The sequence below is a fragment of the Planctomycetota bacterium genome (assembly GCA_039819165.1).
Taxonomy (GTDB): Bacteria; Planctomycetota; Phycisphaerae; order Phycisphaerales; family UBA1924; genus JAHCJI01.
In genome coordinates this window covers 2,369,660-2,387,037 of record JBCBSM010000001.1, presented here as the reverse complement: position 1 = coordinate 2,387,037, position 17,378 = coordinate 2,369,660, and the positions used below count along the sequence as shown (strand labels likewise).

The 17,378-nt window shown below is 70.8% G+C and carries 14 protein-coding genes and 1 tRNA gene; 7 read left to right on the top strand and 8 right to left on the bottom strand.

Features of this window, described 5'->3' with window-relative positions:
* Window positions 1-9: 9 nt before the first annotated feature.
* Window positions 10-80: transfer RNA gene (locus AAFX79_10435), tRNA-Gln, on the top strand.
* Window positions 81-205: 125 nt separating this feature from the next.
* Here AAFX79_10435 and AAFX79_10430 read toward each other — a convergent pair.
* A complete protein-coding gene (locus tag AAFX79_10430) occupies window positions 206-1,270 on the bottom strand; it encodes an NUDIX domain-containing protein (GenBank protein MEO1008976.1) in 1,065 nt (354 codons plus the stop codon).
* Between the two features lie 64 nt (window positions 1,271-1,334).
* Window positions 1,335-1,643, bottom strand: a complete 309-nt coding sequence (locus AAFX79_10425) for a NifU N-terminal domain-containing protein (GenBank protein ID MEO1008975.1) — start codon at window positions 1,641-1,643, stop codon at window positions 1,335-1,337.
* Between the two features lie 123 nt (window positions 1,644-1,766).
* Here AAFX79_10425 and AAFX79_10420 point away from each other — a divergent pair, with 123 nt between their 5' ends.
* A complete protein-coding gene (locus AAFX79_10420; GenBank protein ID MEO1008974.1) occupies window positions 1,767-2,660 on the top strand; it encodes a diadenylate cyclase in 894 nt (297 codons plus the stop codon).
* Window positions 2,641-3,696: a hypothetical protein gene (locus tag AAFX79_10415; protein MEO1008973.1), complete on the top strand. Its 1,056-nt coding sequence runs from the start codon at window positions 2,641-2,643 to the stop codon at window positions 3,694-3,696. Before AAFX79_10420 ends, AAFX79_10415 begins: the two co-directional genes overlap by 20 nt.
* Window positions 3,697-3,724: 28 nt before the next feature.
* On the opposite strand, the gene AAFX79_10410 is transcribed toward AAFX79_10415, so the two are convergent.
* Window positions 3,725-4,564, bottom strand: a complete 840-nt coding sequence (locus AAFX79_10410) for a hypothetical protein (protein ID MEO1008972.1) — start codon at window positions 4,562-4,564, stop codon at window positions 3,725-3,727.
* A gap of 317 nt (window positions 4,565-4,881) precedes the next feature.
* Between AAFX79_10410 and atpA the strand changes: the two genes are divergently transcribed.
* Window positions 4,882-6,477 carry a F0F1 ATP synthase subunit alpha gene (gene atpA / locus AAFX79_10405; protein MEO1008971.1) on the top strand — a complete coding sequence of 532 codons (1,596 nt, stop codon included), beginning with the start codon at window positions 4,882-4,884 and terminating at the stop codon, window positions 6,475-6,477.
* 147 nt (window positions 6,478-6,624) lie between these two features.
* Entirely contained in the window at window positions 6,625-7,818 is a 1,194-nt protein-coding gene (locus AAFX79_10400) for a GC-type dockerin domain-anchored protein (GenBank protein ID MEO1008970.1), read from the top strand.
* 24 nt (window positions 7,819-7,842) lie between these two features.
* Here the strand turns inward: AAFX79_10400 and AAFX79_10395 are convergent, their stop codons facing one another.
* The 4 genes from AAFX79_10395 to AAFX79_10380 all read right to left on the bottom strand — a co-directional run bounded on the left by AAFX79_10395 (window position 7,843) and on the right by AAFX79_10380 (window position 11,876).
* Entirely contained in the window at window positions 7,843-8,334 is a 492-nt protein-coding gene (locus AAFX79_10395) for a hypothetical protein (protein ID MEO1008969.1), read from the bottom strand.
* On the bottom strand, window positions 8,334-8,873 hold the full coding sequence (locus AAFX79_10390) for an ArsR family transcriptional regulator (GenBank protein MEO1008968.1): 540 nt from the start codon (window positions 8,871-8,873) through the stop codon (window positions 8,334-8,336). Before AAFX79_10390 ends, AAFX79_10395 begins: the two co-directional genes overlap by 1 nt.
* Window positions 8,874-8,973: 100 nt before the next feature.
* Entirely contained in the window at window positions 8,974-9,918 is a 945-nt protein-coding gene (locus AAFX79_10385; protein ID MEO1008967.1) for a 4-hydroxybenzoate octaprenyltransferase, read from the bottom strand.
* A gap of 146 nt (window positions 9,919-10,064) precedes the next feature.
* A complete protein-coding gene (locus AAFX79_10380; protein MEO1008966.1) occupies window positions 10,065-11,876 on the bottom strand; it encodes a M12 family metallo-peptidase in 1,812 nt (603 codons plus the stop codon).
* Between the two features lie 268 nt (window positions 11,877-12,144).
* Here AAFX79_10380 and AAFX79_10375 point away from each other — a divergent pair, with 268 nt between their 5' ends.
* Window positions 12,145-13,641 carry an AAA family ATPase gene (locus tag AAFX79_10375; protein MEO1008965.1) on the top strand — a complete coding sequence of 499 codons (1,497 nt, stop codon included), beginning with the start codon at window positions 12,145-12,147 and terminating at the stop codon, window positions 13,639-13,641.
* Window position 13,642: 1 nt separating this feature from the next.
* Here AAFX79_10375 and AAFX79_10370 read toward each other — a convergent pair whose 3' ends face one another.
* Window positions 13,643-15,658 (bottom strand): ABC transporter ATP-binding protein, encoded by a 2,016-nt coding sequence (locus AAFX79_10370; GenBank protein MEO1008964.1) that lies wholly within the window; start codon window positions 15,656-15,658, stop codon window positions 13,643-13,645.
* 99 nt (window positions 15,659-15,757) lie between these two features.
* Between AAFX79_10370 and AAFX79_10365 the strand changes: the two genes are divergently transcribed.
* On the top strand, window positions 15,758-17,371 hold the full coding sequence (locus AAFX79_10365; GenBank protein ID MEO1008963.1) for a dicarboxylate/amino acid:cation symporter: 1,614 nt from the start codon (window positions 15,758-15,760) through the stop codon (window positions 17,369-17,371).
* Window positions 17,372-17,378 lie beyond the last annotated feature (7 nt).

Sequence of the window (17,378 nt, the reverse complement as noted above, 5' to 3'; positions counted from 1 at the left end):
TGCTGTGCTTGGGGATTAGTGTAATGGCAGCACAGGTGATTCTGGTTCATCTAGTCCAGGTTCGAATCCCGGATCCCCAGTTTGTCCACAACGCCCGCTGATCGATCTGGCCTCGTAAGCGATTGATCCAGCCAGACTTCGCGTCGGCGTTCACGCCCATATCAGCGGTTGTGCATGGCGCTCGGCCCGCGAACGCTCCGGCAATCTACAGGATATCCCTATCGAGCAGCCGGCGCTGGGCGTTGCCCATCGGTAGCGTGGCGAGCGTGCGCTCGTCGGCCCACTGCGCGGTCACGCCGTGGCGGCGGCGGGCCGCTCGGACGCGGCCGGCGTGCACGGGTCGGGCCTCCCACACGGCCGCCCGCACCGCTCGGTGGCTCGTCTCGATGTCCACCGCCCTCGACCGCGTCGACACGTCGACGAGGCCCTCGAGGCCCAGCGCTCGCAGCGTCGCGGCGACCGCCGGCGGGCGACGGCCGGAGCGCTCCACCGCGGGCGGCTGCCAGAGCCCGGCCCACAGGCCGCGGTCGGGCCTGGGCTCGAGCAGCACCCGGCCCCGGCGGTCGCGGACGAGCAGCGCGGTCATGGCCACGTCTCGGCGGGCGGGCCTGGGCTTGGGCAGCGGGATGGCATCGGCGAGACCATCGCGATGGGCGACGCACCAGCGGCGGAGCGGGCAGCCGTCGCAGCCGGGCGACTTGGGCGTGCAACGCGTCGCGCCGGCCTCCATCAGCCCCTCGTTGAATCGACCGGCGTCTCGGGCCGCGTTGGCGAGCGCCGCCGCGCGATCCCACGCCCACGCGATGCCCTCGGCGTCGGCGGCGTGCGTGCGGACGCCGTGCAGCCGGAGGAGCACCCGCGTGATGTTGCCGTCGACGATGGGCTCGCGCTGGCCAAACACGATCGACGCGACGGCGCCGCCGGTGTAGCGGCCGACGCCGGGCAGCGCGAGCAACTCGTCGAGCGTGTCGGGCACGCGGCCGGCGTGCCGCTCGACGATGGATGTCGCGCAGGCATGCAGCAGCCTCGCGCGGCGGTAGTAGCCCAGGCCCGCCCAGAGCTCCAGCACGCGATCCACCGGCGCGGCTGCCATGGCCGCGGGCGTGGGGAAGGCCGCGACGAATTGGGCGAAGCGGGGCGCCACGCGGGCGACCTGGGTCTGCTGGAGCAGCAGTTCGCTCATGAGCGAGAGCCAGGGATCGCGGGGCGTGGTCCGCCAGGGCAGCGCGCGGGCCGACGACGCGAACCAGCGCTCCACCGCGTCTGCCACGGCGCGATCGCTGGGTGTGCTCGTGGGGGGCATGCCGGTGTGGGGCCCGCGGGCGGGAGGAGCGCTAGGCATCGCGATCGGCGGGCTCGCCGGCCGCTCCCGCGTGGGCCTCGATGGCCGCCCGGGCCCGGGGCTTGATCGCCTTCCAGGCCGCGGCGGGCGCCTTGCACAGGCTCACGAATTCCTCGTGGATCAGCACCACCCGCACGCCATCGATGGCGAACAGGGCGGCGGCGAGGGGGTCGGCGCTCGCGAGGCCGGCGCCGGTCGGCGGGTGGCGGTAGGACCTGGGCGCGGCGGGGATCGCGCCCTCGAGCACGATCTTGATGGCGTTTGGATTCGGGGTGGACTCGAAGCCGATGACGCGGACCATGCCGCTGCGAGGCTAGGTGGACCGCTCGCGTAGAGTGGCGTCGGTGTCGCAGGGGTCGGGTGTTCTTGCGGCCCATGGATCGAGCACCCTCGGCCCGCAACGGGGTCCCGCCGCGTGGAATTGATGCAGGCCATCCAGGACGCTCTGGACCGCATGGGCGGCTACGAGTGGTGGGAGGTCTTCGCCGAGATCGCGATCATCGCGATGGTGGTGTGGGTGGTGCTCCGCTTCGTGGAGGGCACCCGCGCGGCGGGCGTGCTCAAGGGCCTGCTCGCGCTGGTGCTCCTGGGCATGGCGGCGCGGCTGTTCCTCACGCTGGTGGGCCGCGAGGAGACCTTCGAGCGGCTGGGCTACCTGCTGGACCGCGCGGGCGTGGTCGTCGCCATCGCGCTGGTGGTCGTGTTCCAGCCCGAGCTGCGGCGGGCGCTGACGCGGCTGGGCGAGGCGCCCATCTTCCGGTCGACGCCGGGCGAGATTGCGCAGGTGATCTCGGCCATCGTCGATGCGTGCACCTACTTCCAGAAGGCCAAGTTCGGGGCGCTCATCGTCGTCGAGCGGCGGACGCCCCTGGGCGGCCTGGCGGAGGGCGGCACGCGGCTGGGGGCGGCGGCATCGGCGCGGCTGCTGCAGACGATCTTCTTTCCGGGCACGGCGCTGCACGATCTGGCGGTCATCATCAAGGGGCCCATCGTGCACGCGGCGGGCGTGCAGCTACCCCTGGCCAGCGCGGCCGAGATGCCCGACCCCGGCTTTGGTGCGCGGCACCGCGCGGCGGTGGGCATCAGCCGAGACTGCGACGCGCTGGTGGTCATCGTCAGCGAGGAGAGCGGCGGCATCCGCATCGCCGAGCGGGGCCGGCTGACCGAACCGATGACGCCCGACGAGCTGCGGGAGGCGCTGTTCCGCGGCCTGACCCGCGAGCCGCCCGAGCGGCCCAAGTCGGCCGAAGAGGAACGCAGCGAGCGGCCGCTGGCCGCGCAGCCAGTGGAGGCCGACGATGTCCAGGGCACGGCCTAGCCGCGCATCGATCATCCGGGCGATCATCGTGGTGGGTCTCTCGGTGGTGCTGTGGACCTTCGCCGAGGCGCGGAGCCTGACGACGGTGTCGCGCACGGTCACGCTGCGGCTCGCCGCCCCGCCCGGCTCGGCGCTGGACGCGTGGGTGCCCGAGAACGACTCGCGGACGGCCACGGTGACGCTGCGGATGGAGGGCTCCCGCGCGGCGCTGGGTCGCATGGCGCAGCGGCTGGGCGAGCCCATCGAGCTGGTCGTCGGCGACGATCTGGTGGCCGACGTGGGCCGCAACCCGCTGGTGCTCCGCGACGTGCTCCGCGACCACGCCGTGTTTGCTCGGTCGGCGGTGGGCGTGCTCGAGGTGACGCCGCCGTCCCTGGAGGTCGAGGTCGACGAGATCGAGGAGCGGACGCTGCCCGTGGAGGTGCTGGTGAGCGACGTCGAGCTGGCGGTGCCGCCGGCGGCGACGCCATCGGTTGTGCGGGTCCGCGGGCCGCGATCCCGGCTGGCCGGCCCGGGCGTGGCGACGATTACGACGCAGGTCGAGGGCGGCCGCGTCGGCTCGATCCGCGGCGGCGGGCGGGTCGAGCTGGCCGAGCTGCCGTTGCAGATCCCCTCGCAGTGGCAGAGCGAGCTGATCTCGATCGAGCCGACGGCCATCGATGCCACGCTGACGCTGCGGGACACCATCGAGTCCTACGAGATCCCCAGCGTGCCGGTGCTGGTGCGGCTGTCGTCCTCGCAGCTCGAGCAGTGGGCGGTGCGGATCGAGCCCGCCGACGCGTACCTGCGGAACGTGACCATCCGCGGCCCCAGCGAACTGGTGGCGGCGGTCCGCGAGGGCCAGCTGCCGGTGGCGGCCTACCTGCCGCTCGAACAGGTCGAACTGGTGGAGGGGCCGGCGGAGTTCACGGCCCGCTTCGACGACTGGACCCGCGGCCGGGGCTCCGACCTGGAGTTCCTCACCGACGACTGGACGGTGCCGGTGGTGGTCGAGCCGGCGCCCCGGACGGCACCCGATCCCGAGCCCGGGGCGTAGCGCAACGCGGATTCTCTCCGATGGCGAGTCAGTCCGGCTGGGCTAGAGGCTGCTGGTCCCGTGCGGACTCGCCGTCCTCGTCCAGCATCTCATCGACTTGGTCTTCTTCGTTCTCTCTGGCTTCGTCGGCCTTGTCCTTCGCCACGTCCTGGGCATCCTGGACGACGAGCGCCAGCGCGGTCTGGAACGAGCCGAGGCTGTGGTACTTCAGCGCGTCGTCGACGGCCTGCGCCGCCGAGTACTGGTCGATGGCGAGGCGCTGCTTCTTGGCGATGAGCGCCGCCTGCACTTCGCGTTCGGCCCGCACGCGGCTGATCATGACCTCGGGCAGGTTGTCGGCGTAGATCTCCTCGGCCACCAGTGACTTGGCGCCGAGCACGCCGGTGGCGATGGCGCTGAAGATCTGGCTGGTCGCGTTGGTCACGATGGCGCCGGCCGTCGTGAAGCCGATGGCCGTGAGGCCCAGGGCCGAATTCACGGTGTCCTGGGTCTGGAAGACGTCGTTGAAGTGCCGCTCGACGGATTCCTCCGAGAGCGCCATGAGCTTGGACTGCAGCAGGTTGCGGGCCTCCTTGCGGGCGTCGTCCTGGCTGTCGTCCATCGTGAAGTCGGCGGCGAAGGCGAACAGCACGACGGGATCGTCCGCGCCGTGCAGCTTCACCGCGTAGGTCTCGGGGTTGATCTTGCCGCCCCGCACGCGGTCGGCCCGCTCGGTGGTGGTGATCGGGTCGGCGATGTACCAGGCCGCCTTGTCGTTGCTGGCGCAGCCGGCCAGGGCGGCGAGGGCGAGCAGGACCGCGACGCCCGGCGCGGCGAGGGACAGACGCGTGGCGAGGGCTTGGAGGGCGGCCTGTCCCGGGGCGTGCATCGCGGCCTCCCGTCGCGCGGGCCCGGCCCCGGTACGCGGGGCCGAGGGGGTGCGAACGGGCCGAGTATACCGGCGATGCCCGCTGCCGCAATCCCTATCTGGAGCCACGCCCGGCGTGATCCGGCGGGCTGGCGGAGGAGGAATCGCGGGCCCTGGCGGCGGATATCCGCGGGCCTTCCTCCTACCCTTGGCACCCGCCGCAGCTCTCTTCGGCGAGCACGGGCGGCAGCCGATGGCAGCGGGTGGCGGCCTCGGCACCGATCACGACTCTTGGACGCGTCGGCCCGGCTCCGGGCCCGGCCTGGAAGGACACTCCGTTGAAGATCCGAACCGACGAGATCGCCAGCGTCATCCGCACCGAGCTCGAGCAGTACGCCAACGAGCTGGAGGTCTCCGAGGTCGGCCGGGTGGTCGAGGTCGGCGACGGCATCGCCCGCGTGTACGGCCTGGCCAACGCGATGGCCGGCGAGCTGCTGGAGTTCCAGACCGCCGAGGGCAGCGTCATGGGCCAGGTCATGAACCTGGAGATGGACACCGTCGGCGCGGTCATCTACGGCGACTACCTCGCGGTGAAGGAGGGCGACCTGGTCAAGAGCACGGGCCGCCTGCTCGAGGTGCCGGTGGGCGAGGGACTGCTGGGCCGCGTGGTCGATCCGCTGGGTCGCGCTCTGGATGACGGCCCCGCGATCGAGGCGGCGGAGTACCGCAAGGTCGACATCATCGCGCCGGGCATCGCCGACCGCCAGCCGGTGCATGAGCCGCTGCAGTTCGGCATCAAGGCCGTCGACGCGATGATCCCGGTGGGCCGGGGCCAGCGCGAGCTGATCATCGGCGACCGCAAGACGGGCAAGACCGCGGTTGCCATCGATGCGATCATCAACCAGAAGCAGTACTGGGGCACGCCCGAGGCGGTGGTGTGCATCTATGTCGCGGTCGGCCAGAAGGAGTCGACCGTCGCCGGCGTGGTCGAGACGCTCAAGCAGAACGGCGCGATGGACTACACCATCGTGGTCAACGCGGCGTCGTCGGACCCCGCCCCGATGCAGTACGTGGCGCCCTACGCCGGCTGCGCCATGGGCGAGTACTTCATGTGGCAGGGCAAGCAGGGCAAGACGCCCAAGCACGCGCTGCTCGTCTACGACGACCTGAGCAAGCAGGCCGTCGCCTACCGCCAGCTCTCGCTGCTGCTCAAGCGTCCTCCGGGTCGCGAGGCCTACCCCGGCGACGTCTTCTACCTCCACAGCCGCCTGCTGGAGCGGGCCACCAAGCTCAGCGATGAGAACGGCGGCGGCTCGCTGACCGCCCTGCCGATCATCGAGACGCAGGAAGGCGACGTGTCGGCCTACATCCCCACCAACGTGATCTCGATCACCGATGGCCAGATCTACCTCGAGCCCGAGCTGTTCTTCTCGGGCGTGCGGCCGGCCATCAACGTGGGCATCTCGGTGAGCCGCGTGGGCGGCAGCGCCCAGGTGAAGGCGATGAAGAAGATCGCCGGCTCGCTCCGCCTCGACCTCGCCGCGTTCCGCGAGCTGGAGGCCTTCGCGCAGCTGGGCACCGAGCTCGATGCCGCCACGCAGAAGCAGCTCGATCGCGGCGCCCGGATGGTCGAGCTGCTCAAGCAGCCGCAGTACACGCCCTACCACGTGGTCGACCAGATCATCTCGATCTTCGCGGGCACCAAGGGCCACCTCGACGAGATCGACATCGCCGACGTGCCGCAATTCGAGCGGGACCTGCTCGAGGCCTTCCAGACCAGCTACAAGCACATCTGGGACAAGATCGACGACAGCCGCGCCCTCACCGACGAGATCAACGACGATCTGACCAAGGCCCTGGGCGACTTCGCCAAGGACTGGGTCCGCCGCAAGAAGAGCGGCCAGCCCGCCGAGTCGCAGGCCGTCGGCGTCTAGCGGCGATTCCTGGGATCGGCACGCACAGGACCAGCCCCCGCCCGATCCAGGCGGGGGCTTATTGCTCGGCGTTTGGAACTATTATCGGACCATAGACTGGCGCGGACGCGCACTGCCGGATCCCCGGAAGCGGGGTATGCTCGGATCATGCTGCGCGTGCGTGCCGTCCTGCTGGCGTGTTGTTCGTTCGCCGCCCCCGCGGCCGGACAGGCCGAATACGCACTGGTCGAGCTCGCCGATCTGCCCGGCGGTGCGAACCAATCCCTCGCGCTGCAGGTCGACGACGGCGGCATCGTCGCGGGCCAGGTCTCGGGCGCCGATGGCCTGCGTGCGGCCATCTGGGACGAGAGCGGCGTGCCGATGGTGCTCGGCACGCTGCCGGGCGGGGTCTCGAGCAGCGGCTTTGCGATCGTGGACGGCATGGTCGCGGGCCAGAGCACGGCGGCGTGCGGCGAGACCAGCGGCTTCGTGTGGACGGCGTCGGGCGGCATGGTCGCCGTGGGCCCGGAGGGCTGCACGTTCAGCCGCGCCGAGAGCATCAACGCGGCCGGCCAGACGCTCGTCAAGGTTGGTCCGTCGCGCGAAGCGTTCGTCTGGCCCGAGCCGGGCGGCGCCGGTGCGCCACGGCCGCTGGAGACCTGGGGCGGGGCCGTATCCACCTCGCGTGTGCTGCCCGACGGCGGGGTGGTTGGCGGCGCGGGGCGGCACCCGCTGGGCGGCATCGTGATCCGCGCCGTCGAGTGGCGGGCCGACGGCACGACGCGGGTGTTTCCGCGGCTCGATGACGCGGCACCGGGCGCCGACACGGTGCACGCAAGGACAGACGCGGGGCTCTACGTGGGGCTCGCCTCGGTTGGTTCCATCACGAGGGCGGCCATCTGGGATGGCGCCGGAACGGTCCTGGACGCCGGCGCGGGACTGGGCGACGGCGTGTCGTCGGCGCTGCTCGACGCGAACGAATCGGGCGTAGCCGTCGGCCGGAGCGCCGTTGGCGCGATCCGCTGGGATGGCGTGAATGGCGCGGTGCCGCTGCTGGATCTCGTCGATACCTCGGGCGATGGGTGGGAGCTGACCAACGCGCTGTCCATCAACGAACGGGGCTGGATCTGCGGCAATGGCCGCAGCCCGGCCGGGGGCAGCCGCGGCTTCCTGCTCATCCCGATCGCCGAGGGCTGTCCGGCGGATCTCGACGGCGACGGCGAGTTGACGATCTTCGACTTCCTGGCGTTCCAGAATCTCTTCGACGCGGGGGCGGCGGCGGCCGACCTCGACGGCGACGGCTCGCTCACGCTGTTCGATTTCCTGGCGTTCCAGAACCTGTTCGACGCGGGCTGCCCGTAGCGGCAGCACGCCGCACCGCAATACCTAGGCGAGTTCGCAGCCGACGAGCTGGTATCGACCACCGGCGAGCCCGAGGCGTCGCGGAACGTCGCACCGCGCGTACAGCAGCCTGTTGCGTGTTCGCGAACCGGGCTCGTACGAGCCGGCGGGGTCGTTCGCGGTCGCGGGGCGCACGACGACCGACAGCGATGGCCCATCGCACGCGATGACGCCCCGGGCCGGACCGCGGGTGCAACGCTCCGCCACGAAGTCGGCGTCCGGTTGTTCGCCCGAGGGATTCTCGTAGGGCACCTCGATGCCCGCAATCGTCAGGCGGGCCGTTGCGCCGCGGTGGACCTCGAAGCACATCTCGACCACCGGGTCCAGGCCCGCGACGGACTCGGCGAGCAGCGACCGCAGGGCGGACGGCAGCGCATCGGACGCCACGCTCCACCGCACCAGCACGGCGCGGGCATCGGCCGCCCTCCAGGTCTCGGCGGACGCGACTCCGGGGATGGGCACGCTGGCGGTCGACATCAGGACACCTTCGCCAGGAGGGTGGCGGCCGCGCGGAGGCCCTGGCCCGATGGGCTCGCGAACCGCTGGCCCAGGCGGTCGACCGTGCCGAAGAAGTCGACCAGCGCGTCGATGCGGCCCTGGTAGTCGGCGGTGGTCTGCGCGTCGCCGGTCTCGTCGTTGCGATCGCGGATGTCGTTGAGCTGCGCGATGAGGGGCTCGACCTCGCGCTTGAGCCGTTCGCGCACGATGGCGCGGAACATGGCCCAGATGTCCTGCTCCGCCAGGAAGTACTCCTTGCGATCGCCGCGCTTGTGGGCCTTGCTGACGATGCCCCACTCGAGCAACGCCCGCAGCGACATGCTGGCGTTGCCCCGCGAGATCTGGAGCCGATCCATCACGTCGTCGGTGCACAGCGCCTCGCCGGTGATGTAGAGCAGGGCATGCACCTCGGCCATGGTGCGGCTGATGCCCCAGGCGCTGCTCATCTGCCCCCAGGCGGCGATGAATTCGTCCTGGGCGCCCCCGGTCGGGGCGTGGTCGCGGGTGTCCACCTTCATGCCGTGAGTATCGCGAGCCGGCGGCCCGGATTCAAGCAATACTTTCAGTATTGTTTGAAAATTCTGATTCCGAACACCGCCGGTGCGGTCGGGCGGGCCCCTAGGCCGCGAGGGGCGTCAGCAGGACATCCGATATCCCCAGGCCGCCCAGCAGCACGCTGATGACGCCGTTGAGCGTGAAGAAGGCCATGGGGATGCCGGCTTGCCCCCGCCGGACGAGGACGGCGTGCTCCCAGGCGAGCAACGCGACGGTCGCGAGCACGCCGAGCAGGAAGAGCACGCCGAAGCGGGGCTCGATCGCTAGGGCGATCACCAGGCACGCGACGGCGGCGGCGTGCATGCCGCGGCTGATCCAGGCCGCCCCTCGCCAGCCGAACCGGGCAGGGATGCTGTTGAGGCCCGCGCGTCGGTCGTGCTCGAGGTCCTGCAGGGCGTAGATGACGTCGAAGCCGCCGACCCACAGCACGACCATGCTCGCGATGGCCCAGAGCGCGGGCATGGCGAGGGACCCGATGCCGCCGATGGCGATGGCGGCGGCAAGCGGGCTGGCGGCAAGCGCCCCGCCGAGGAACGCGTGGCACAGCCAGGTGAAGCGTTTGGTATACGCGTAGAAGGCGATCCACAGCAGTACCGGCACGCCGAGCGCGAGGGGCCACCAGTTCGCGAAGAGCACGCCGAAGAGGCCGCAGGCCGCCAGGAACACGCCCGCCGACGCGAACAGGGCAACGCCGCCGGCGCGGAGCGACACCCGCCCCGAGGCGAGCGGGCGGCCCCGGGTCCTGGGGTTGGCGGCGTCCAGCGTGCGGTCTGCGAGTCGGTTGGCGAGCATGGCCCAGGTGCGGGCGGCCACCATGCACGCGAGGATCAGCGCGAGCTGGCCGGCGAACGTCTGCCAGCGGATGCCGCCCGCGGACGCGCCGGCCGCCAGGACGGCCGCGAGCAGCGCGAAGGGCAGCGCGAACACCGAGTGGGCGATCTTGATGTCGCCGGCGAGCAGCCGCGCGGCCTGCATGCCACCGGCGGGTTGGAGCGGTGCGGCCTCCATGCCCAATTGATAGCACGGCCGATGGCTGACGCCGGCTCTCGGGGGGTTGCCGGAGGCGCGCAGGAAAGCACGCGAGCCCCGGGCGGGGCTCGCGTGCGTGCATGTGTCAGGCATTGTGCCGCCGTCTCGGGGGCGGCGTCTGGCCGCTAGTAGCAGCCGGCCGTAAATGCGTTCTGGTAGGCCAGGAAGTCGAAGACGTCGAAGCGAGTGTCGCTGTTGAAGTCGGCCCGGGGGTCGCCCAGGTCGAAGAAGGTCTGGAAGCCCAGGAAGTCGAAGATGTTCAGCGCGCCGTCGCTGTTGAGATCGGCGCGGCAGAACTCGTCGATGACGACGCTATCGACGAACCACACGTCGGCGATGTCGGTGCCGACGGCGGTCAGCCGCAGGCGGAACTGGTTGCCCACGCCGGTGAGCGGCACCTCGAACTCGTGCTGCACGTACTGGTCCTGGGTCGTGCCGTCCGAGACGATCGAGCCGAACTCCTCCCAGGTGCCCGAGAAGGTGGAGAAGTACTCGACGCGGAGCGACTTGCCGGCCTCGACGAAGCGGGCCTGCGTCCAGAACTTGACGTAGGTGGGCGCGACGCCGGGCGCGGGCACGTCCAGGTCCACGGTCGACAGCGTGCCGTCGGGCCGGAAGCCCAGCGCATTGGGCGAGGAGATCGGGTTCACGACGGCCGAGGAGACGAAGACCTCGGAGGCGTCGGTCCAGAGCATGGGGTCGAGGTCGTCCGAGGCGTCGAAGCCGTCCTCGAAGGGCAGCGCGAGCGGATCTGGGATCACGACGAGCGGATCGATGCAGGGCACCCGCTCGAGGAAGCTGCGAATGGTGGCCTTCGAGGCGTTGCCGAAGCGGAAGATGTCGCCCGAGCAGCCGCCGATGCCGGCGCACATGATTCTGCAGTCGCCGCCCGAGCAGTGCGGGGCGCTGCAGTTGTGGCCGATCTCGTGGGCGTGCACCGCGACGCGGGCCGCGACGCTCAGGTTGCGGTACTGGTTGACGTTGTAGCCGTTGGTGGTGCTGCACAGGCCGCTGAGATAGGCCACGCCCAGCACGCCGCCGGCGAAGTCCCGGCCGCTCATCAGCGAGGCGGTATCGCGGACGATGCTGCCCTTGGTCGACCGCCAGTGGTTGCGCATCTGGCCCAGCAGGCCGCCGCCATCGCTGGTGGTGTAGGGGTCGGACGAGCTATCGCGGACGATCACCGTGCCCAGCTGGATGACGGTGTCGACGTCCCGCTCGTAGATCCTCGAGACGGCATTGACCTGGTTCTCGATGGCGGCGATGACCGCCGGCTCGGACGAGCCGAGCAGCTGGTAGAACTCGAAGTCGGTGTCGACGGCGAGGTCGAGCACGAGGGTCTCGTCGACGCCCGGCGCATCGGGCTGGCCCATGTGCTGCAGCGCCGCGAAGGGATCATCGGGCGTGCCGCACACGCCGCCGATGAGATCGAGCGAGATGTCGTCCACGCGGCGGTGCACGACGTGCAGGTCGTCGGCGGCGCCATCGACGCGCTCGCGGAGCGGCTGGACGATCCAGTCGTTGTCCTCGCCCTCGCCCGTGTAGATCTCGGCGGTCAGCCCGTCGCGGAAGAAGCCGGCGACGACGGTGCTGGACTCCATGCCGACCACGCGGCCGCGGTAGGTCGTGGGCGCGGGCGCGACGACCCGCTTGAGCGAGCCGTCGGGCTGGGGGATGAGCACCTCGAAGTCCGGCGTGCGGACCGAGTGCGGGGTGAGGATGAGCGTGGCCGGCTCGGCGCCGAGCATGACGGTGGTGCGCAGCGAGCCGTCCTGGCCGCGGACCACGTCCAGCCGCTCGATGGTGTGGGACACCAGGTCGTCGAACACGATGGGCGATTGCGGGCCGTCCTGTGCCAGCAGGGGCTGCGCGAACGCCGCGGCGGCGGCAACGGCGAGCCCCGCGGCCAGGCCGCGTACGAGGGAACGTGAAAGCATGGCGTCGACCTCCCCAGGTCTTGGGCGGCGGGCCGCCCGGATGGTGTGATTCGCCGGCCCTAGCGTGACCCGTACGAATCCGTGCCGAGGCAGCGGCACCGAGACTCTGTCCGGGATGGCTAGGTCGGCGGGATCCGGGCCGTTACGGCTCGTCCCGCGGGCCCAATGTACCGCGCCGCGACCGCGGCACAACCCCATGTCCTTCGTCGGGGCACGAGAAGGGGATGCACGCCACGAGAGGCGTCCTATAAGCGATACGCTGGCGTGCATGACGCAGACCAACCAGGACAGGCTTAGGGAACTCCTAAGGGTCACCGCGCAGCCCGCGATCACGATCGTGACCGACGAGGAGGCCCACGCGCTCGAGCTAGTCCGCGACGCCGCCGCCGACCTGGGCATGCCCTGCCATCGCTGGTCGGCCACGACTGGCCTGCAGGACGCGGACGTCGAGGACCTCCCCGTGGCGGTGGACACCGAGCGGGCCGAGCACGCCCTTCGGAAGGTCGCCAGCGAGCACCTGGGCGGGGTGCACGTGTTCCTGGATCTGGGCCCGCACCTGGAGGACGCCAAGACCGCTCGGGCCATGCGGGAGGCGCTCTTCCGCGCAGCCCAGCGCGTGCAGAAGCTCGTGCTGATCGATCACCAGCCCATCGCGTCGGCCGCGGTGCGCCCCTACGCGGCTCCCTTCGAGCTGCACCCGCCGGACCTCGACGAGATCGAGCGGCTGGTGCGCGGCGAGCTTCGGGCGCACCATCTGAATACGCCCATCGAGATCGACGTGAAGCGGAGCGAGTGGGAGGCGATGGTCCGCAACCTCCGCGGGCTGACGCGGCGGCAGATCCGCAACATCGCGGCCGAGATCATCCGCGCCGACCGCCGCTTCGATGCCGACGACCTGCCGCACGTCATCGCCAGCAAGCGGGAGTATGTGCGGGCCGACGGGCTGCTCGAGTTCGTCGAGGCACCCACGACCCTCGACGACATCGGCGGGCTGGCCAACCTGAAGACGTGGCTGGCGAGCCGGGTGCTCACCAGCGAGGCCGAGGCAGAGGCGCACGGGCTGGAGGCACCCCGCGGCGTGCTCATGCTGGGGGTGCAGGGCGCGGGCAAGAGCCTGTGCGCCAAGGCCATCAGTGCCGCGTGGAAGCGGCCGCTGCTGCGGCTGGACCCGACGGTGCTCTACGACCGCTTCATCGGCGAGAGCGAGCACCGGCTCCGCAAGGCGCTGCACCAGGCCGAACTGATGGCGCCGATCATCCTGTGGATCGACGAGATCGAGAAGGGCTTCGCGTCGGCGGGATCGACGGGCTCGGACGGAGGCCTGAGCCGCCGGATGTTCGGCAGCCTGCTGACGTGGATGCAGGAGCACAGCGAGCCGGTGTTCATCGTCGCGACGGCCAACGACATCGAGAGCCTGCCGCCCGAGCTGATGCGCAAGGGCCGCTTCGACGAGATCTTCTTCGTTGATCTGCCGGGTGTCGACGCCCGGGAGGCGATCCTGCGGATCCACCTGCGAAAGCGCCGGCTCGACCCGGCGGACTTCGACCTCGATCGATTGATCGAGATCACCGAGGGCTACAGCGGTGCCGAGATCGAGCAGGGCATCATCAGCGCTCGGCATGAGGCCTTTGCGCACCAGCGCGAGGTGACCACGGATTCGCTGGCGACCATCCTGGAGGCGAGCCCGCCGCTGAGCGTGACGATGGCCGAACGCATTGCCGAGCTGCGCCGGTGGGCGCAGGGACGATGTATGCCGGCGGGGTGAGCTAGCTGGTTGCCGCGGACGGCTGCTCGTCCGGATCCTCGACCTGGGCGCGGAGCAACTCGGCGTATCGGCCCTCTCGGGCGATCAGTTCGTCGTGGCTACCCATCTCTAGGATGCCGCCGCCCTGCAGCACCACGATGGTGTCGGCGTGGCGGATGGTGCTCAGCCGGTGTGCGATGACGAAGGTCGTTCGCTCGTGGGTCAGCTCCCGCAGGGCCCGCTGGATGAACCGCTCGCTCTCGGTGTCGAGGTTGCTCGTGGCCTCGTCGAGGATGAGCACGGTCGGGTCGGCGAGCACGGCGCGGGCGATCGCGATCCGCTGCTTCTGCCCGCCGCTGAGCCGCACGCCCCGCTCGCCGACGATTGTGTCGTAGCCCTTGGGCAGGGTCTCGATGAACTCGTCGGCGTAGGCGATGCGGGCGGCGCGGCGGATGTCGTCCTCGCTCGCCCACCGGCGGGCGTAGGCGATGTTGTCCCGCACCGGCCCATCGAAGAGGAACACCTCCTGCTCGACGACGCCCAGCAGCGCGCGGTAGCGGTCGACGTCGAGGTCCCGCAGGTCCATGCCGTCGAGCGTGATGCGGCCCCGCGTGGGGTCGTAGAAGCGGGCGACGAGGTTGCACAGCGTGGTCTTGCCCGCGCCGCTGCGGCCGACGAGCGCCACGGTCGAGCCCGCGGGCACGTCGAGCGTGACGCCCCGCAGCACCCAGTCGGTCTCCTCGGTCGCCTCGGACCTCCTCGAGGGGTAGGCGAACCACAGGTCCTCGATGGACACACGGCCCTGGACGGGCTCGGGCGGCATGACACCGGTTGCGCGGGAGTCGTCGAACTCGCGGTCCTCGTCGAGCAGGTCGAGCGTGCGGTCCAGTCCGGAGAGCGCGTTCTGGATCTGCGTCGCGCTGGCGGCGAGGGCCTCGATGGGCCCGAGCAGGTAGAGCACGTACACCGAGAACATCATGACGTCGCCGATGGTCATGTCGCTCGCGAGGACGCGGGAGCCGCCGTAGAGCAACACGCCGGCGGAGGCCGCGGGGATCATCACGGCCCACACGACCTCAAGCACCCGCGACCACCACCAGGCCCGCAGCTCCTGGCGGGCCATGAGGTGCACGCTGGCGGTAAAGCGGCCGGCCTCCTGCTGCTCGCGGTGGAAGCCGCGGACCACGCGGACGCCGCCGAAGCTCTCGGTGGCGTGGGCATCGATGTCGCTGCGGGTCTTGCGGACGTCGCGGTAGATGGGGCGGATGCGGCTGATCCAGGCGCGGTGCGTCACCCAGACGACGGGCAGGATCGCCAGCGAGCCGGCGAGCATCCGCCAGTCGACGATCGCCATCGCGAGCAGCGCGCCGAACAGCGAGATGATCGCCCGCCAGGGGTTGTAGATCATGCCAAACAGCAGCTCGGCCGCGGCGCCGGCGTCCTCGCGGAGGATGCTGGACACGCCGCCGCTGCGCATCGCCTGCACGCGGTGCAGCGGCAGGCGGGCGGCGTGCTCGAACACCCGCCGCCGCAGGTTGGCCTGGAGCTGCTTGGTCAGCTTGGTCATCTGCCAGCGGCCCCACAGGCCGAAGGCGACGGCGAGCACGCTGATGGCCATCATGCCCAGCGACAGCGCGAGCAGCGCCCGCCAGCGGAGGGCGGCCAGGTCCTCCGGAGCCAGTCGATCGATCGCCGACTGCGCGGCATCCCGCAGGCTGGCCGGCGCCAGGCCCGCGAGCCCGGGGTCGGTGCTCAGGATGTTGTCCAGCGCGATCTTGGTGCTGATGGGCAGCAGCAGGCCCAGCCCCGTCGCGATGGTCAGCGTGACCAGCGAGGCGGCGACGATCGCCCGCTTGCCGCGGAGCAATCGCCAGAACGAACCCGCCAGCTCGCCGAAGCCCCGGCTGCGTGCGGTCTTCTTGGCCAGCGGGTCGGCGTGCGGATCGTCCCTGCTCGGCAGCTTCTCGCGGCGGCGTTCCTTCTCGCGCGCGAGGTATCGCTGGTATCGCCGGCTGCTGACGTCGCGCTGCCTCGCCACCCGCAATGGTAACGGGCCGGCTCGCAAACCGACCGAACAGGCCGCGTACTGTTGGCGGAATCACCATCCGGCCGCCGCAATGCGGCCCAGGAGGTCGCCATGGCCGACGCCCCGCCCACCTCGCCCGGTCCCACGCCCACGCCGCGGAAGACGCGGGGCCTGGCGCTGCACTGGCAGATCCTCATCGGCCTGGGCCTGGGCATCGTCGTCGGCGTGATCGTCAACTTGGCGTGGGGGCCCGGCGCGTGGAACGGCCTGGGCGTGGAGGACCCCGGGGCGTTCCTGGCGAAGGAGAAGTCGCTCGTCCTGCCCGACGGGCAGACGATCGAGGGCATCGTGGCGGCGCTCCCCGAGGGCGAGCTGCGCGAGAGCCTCCAGGGCCGGCCGGCGTCGGATCTCACCAAGAGCGAGGCCGAGTCGATCGACCTGCGCTTCGTCAACCACGACGCGGGCTTCGGCGCCAACCTCGCGCGCTTCGTGCGCAACTTCAACGGCTTCATCGGCGACCTGTTCATGCGGTGCCTGCGGTTCATCGCGGTGCCCATCGTGCTCTTCAGCCTCATCGTCGGCGCCAGCAGCCTGAACGACATCGCCAAGCTCAGCCGCATCGGCGGCAAGACCATCGGCATCTACCTGGCGACGACGGCGCTGGCCATCACCGTGGGCCTCGTGGTCGCCAACGTCGTTCGGCCCGGCACGTTCGTGAATCAGGACACGCGTGATCGCCTCGTCGCGGACTACGAGGCCAACGCCGAGGGCCGGGTGGCGACGGCCCAGGAGCGGCGGGAGGGCATCACCGCCTGGGGCCAGCTCCTCAACCTGATCCCGACCAATCCGTTCGCCGCGCTATCGGAGGGCAGGATGCTCCAGGTCGTGGTGCTCGCGCTGCTCATCGGCATCGCGCTGAGCATGATCCCCGAGGCGCGGGCCGGCCCGGTCATCCGCTTCAGCGAGGGCATGACCGACACCATCATCAAGCTGGTCGAGCTGCTGATGAAGACCGCGCCCTACGCCGTCTTCGCGCTCATCGTGAAGGTCGTGGCCGACCTGGGGCTCGACGTGCTGGGCGCCCTCATCGTCTACAGCATCTGCGTCGTCGGCGGGCTGCTGGTGATGGCGCTGGGCGTGTACCCGCTGGTGCTCAAGATCTTCACGGGCGTGAACCCCGGGCGGTTCTACCGGGCCATCGCGCCCGCGCAGCTGCTGGCGTTCAGCAGCGCCAGCTCGGGCGCCACGCTGCCGGTGACGATGGAGTGCGTCGAGAAGCGGCTGGGCGTGAGCGAGGAGGTCACCAGCTTCGTGGTGCCGCTGGGCGCCACGATCAACATGGACGGCACCGCCCTCTACCAGGGCGTGGCGGCGCTGTTCATCGCCCAGCTGTTCAACATGAACCTGGACCTGGGCCAGCAGCTCACCATCGTGGGCACCACGACGCTGGCCTCCATCGGGACGGCGGCCGTCCCCGGGGCGGGCACCATCATGCTGGTGATCGTGCTGCAGAGCGTGGGCGTGCCGCTGGAGGGCATCGCCGCCATCCTGGGCGTCGACCGCCTGCTGGACATGTGCCGCACGAGCTGCAACGTCACGGGCGATGCGATGGTGGCGGCCGTCGTCGGCGGCACCGAGGGCGAGCTGGCGAGTGCCGACGAGGTAGAGAAACGGCAGGCGGAGGAGGAGCGGCGGGGGTTGGATGAGTGGCCGGGAAGGGACTAATTCCTAA

What these genes read in the sequence shown, in the direction of transcription:
- AAFX79_10425 (MEO1008975.1), bottom strand. Translation starts at nt 1,643, where the DNA reads ATGGTCCGCGTCATCGGCTTCGAGTCCACCCCGAATCCAAACGCCATC.
- AAFX79_10415 (MEO1008973.1), top strand. Translation starts at nt 2,641, where the DNA reads ATGTCCAGGGCACGGCCTAGCCGCGCATCGATCATCCGGGCGATCATC.
- AAFX79_10385 (MEO1008967.1), bottom strand. Translation starts at nt 9,918, where the DNA reads ATGGAGGCCGCACCGCTCCAACCCGCCGGTGGCATGCAGGCCGCGCGG.
- AAFX79_10395 (MEO1008969.1), bottom strand. Translation starts at nt 8,334, where the DNA reads ATGTCGACCGCCAGCGTGCCCATCCCCGGAGTCGCGTCCGCCGAGACC.
- AAFX79_10410 (MEO1008972.1), bottom strand. Translation starts at nt 4,564, where the DNA reads ATGCACGCCCCGGGACAGGCCGCCCTCCAAGCCCTCGCCACGCGTCTG.
- AAFX79_10380 (MEO1008966.1), bottom strand. Translation starts at nt 11,876, where the DNA reads ATGCTTTCACGTTCCCTCGTACGCGGCCTGGCCGCGGGGCTCGCCGTT.
- AAFX79_10390 (MEO1008968.1), bottom strand. Translation starts at nt 8,873, where the DNA reads ATGAAGGTGGACACCCGCGACCACGCCCCGACCGGGGGCGCCCAGGAC.
- AAFX79_10400 (MEO1008970.1), top strand. Translation starts at nt 6,625, where the DNA reads ATGCTGCGCGTGCGTGCCGTCCTGCTGGCGTGTTGTTCGTTCGCCGCC.
- AAFX79_10375 (MEO1008965.1), top strand. Translation starts at nt 12,145, where the DNA reads ATGACGCAGACCAACCAGGACAGGCTTAGGGAACTCCTAAGGGTCACC.
- AAFX79_10365 (MEO1008963.1), top strand. Translation starts at nt 15,758, where the DNA reads ATGGCCGACGCCCCGCCCACCTCGCCCGGTCCCACGCCCACGCCGCGG.
- AAFX79_10420 (MEO1008974.1), top strand. Translation starts at nt 1,767, where the DNA reads ATGCAGGCCATCCAGGACGCTCTGGACCGCATGGGCGGCTACGAGTGG.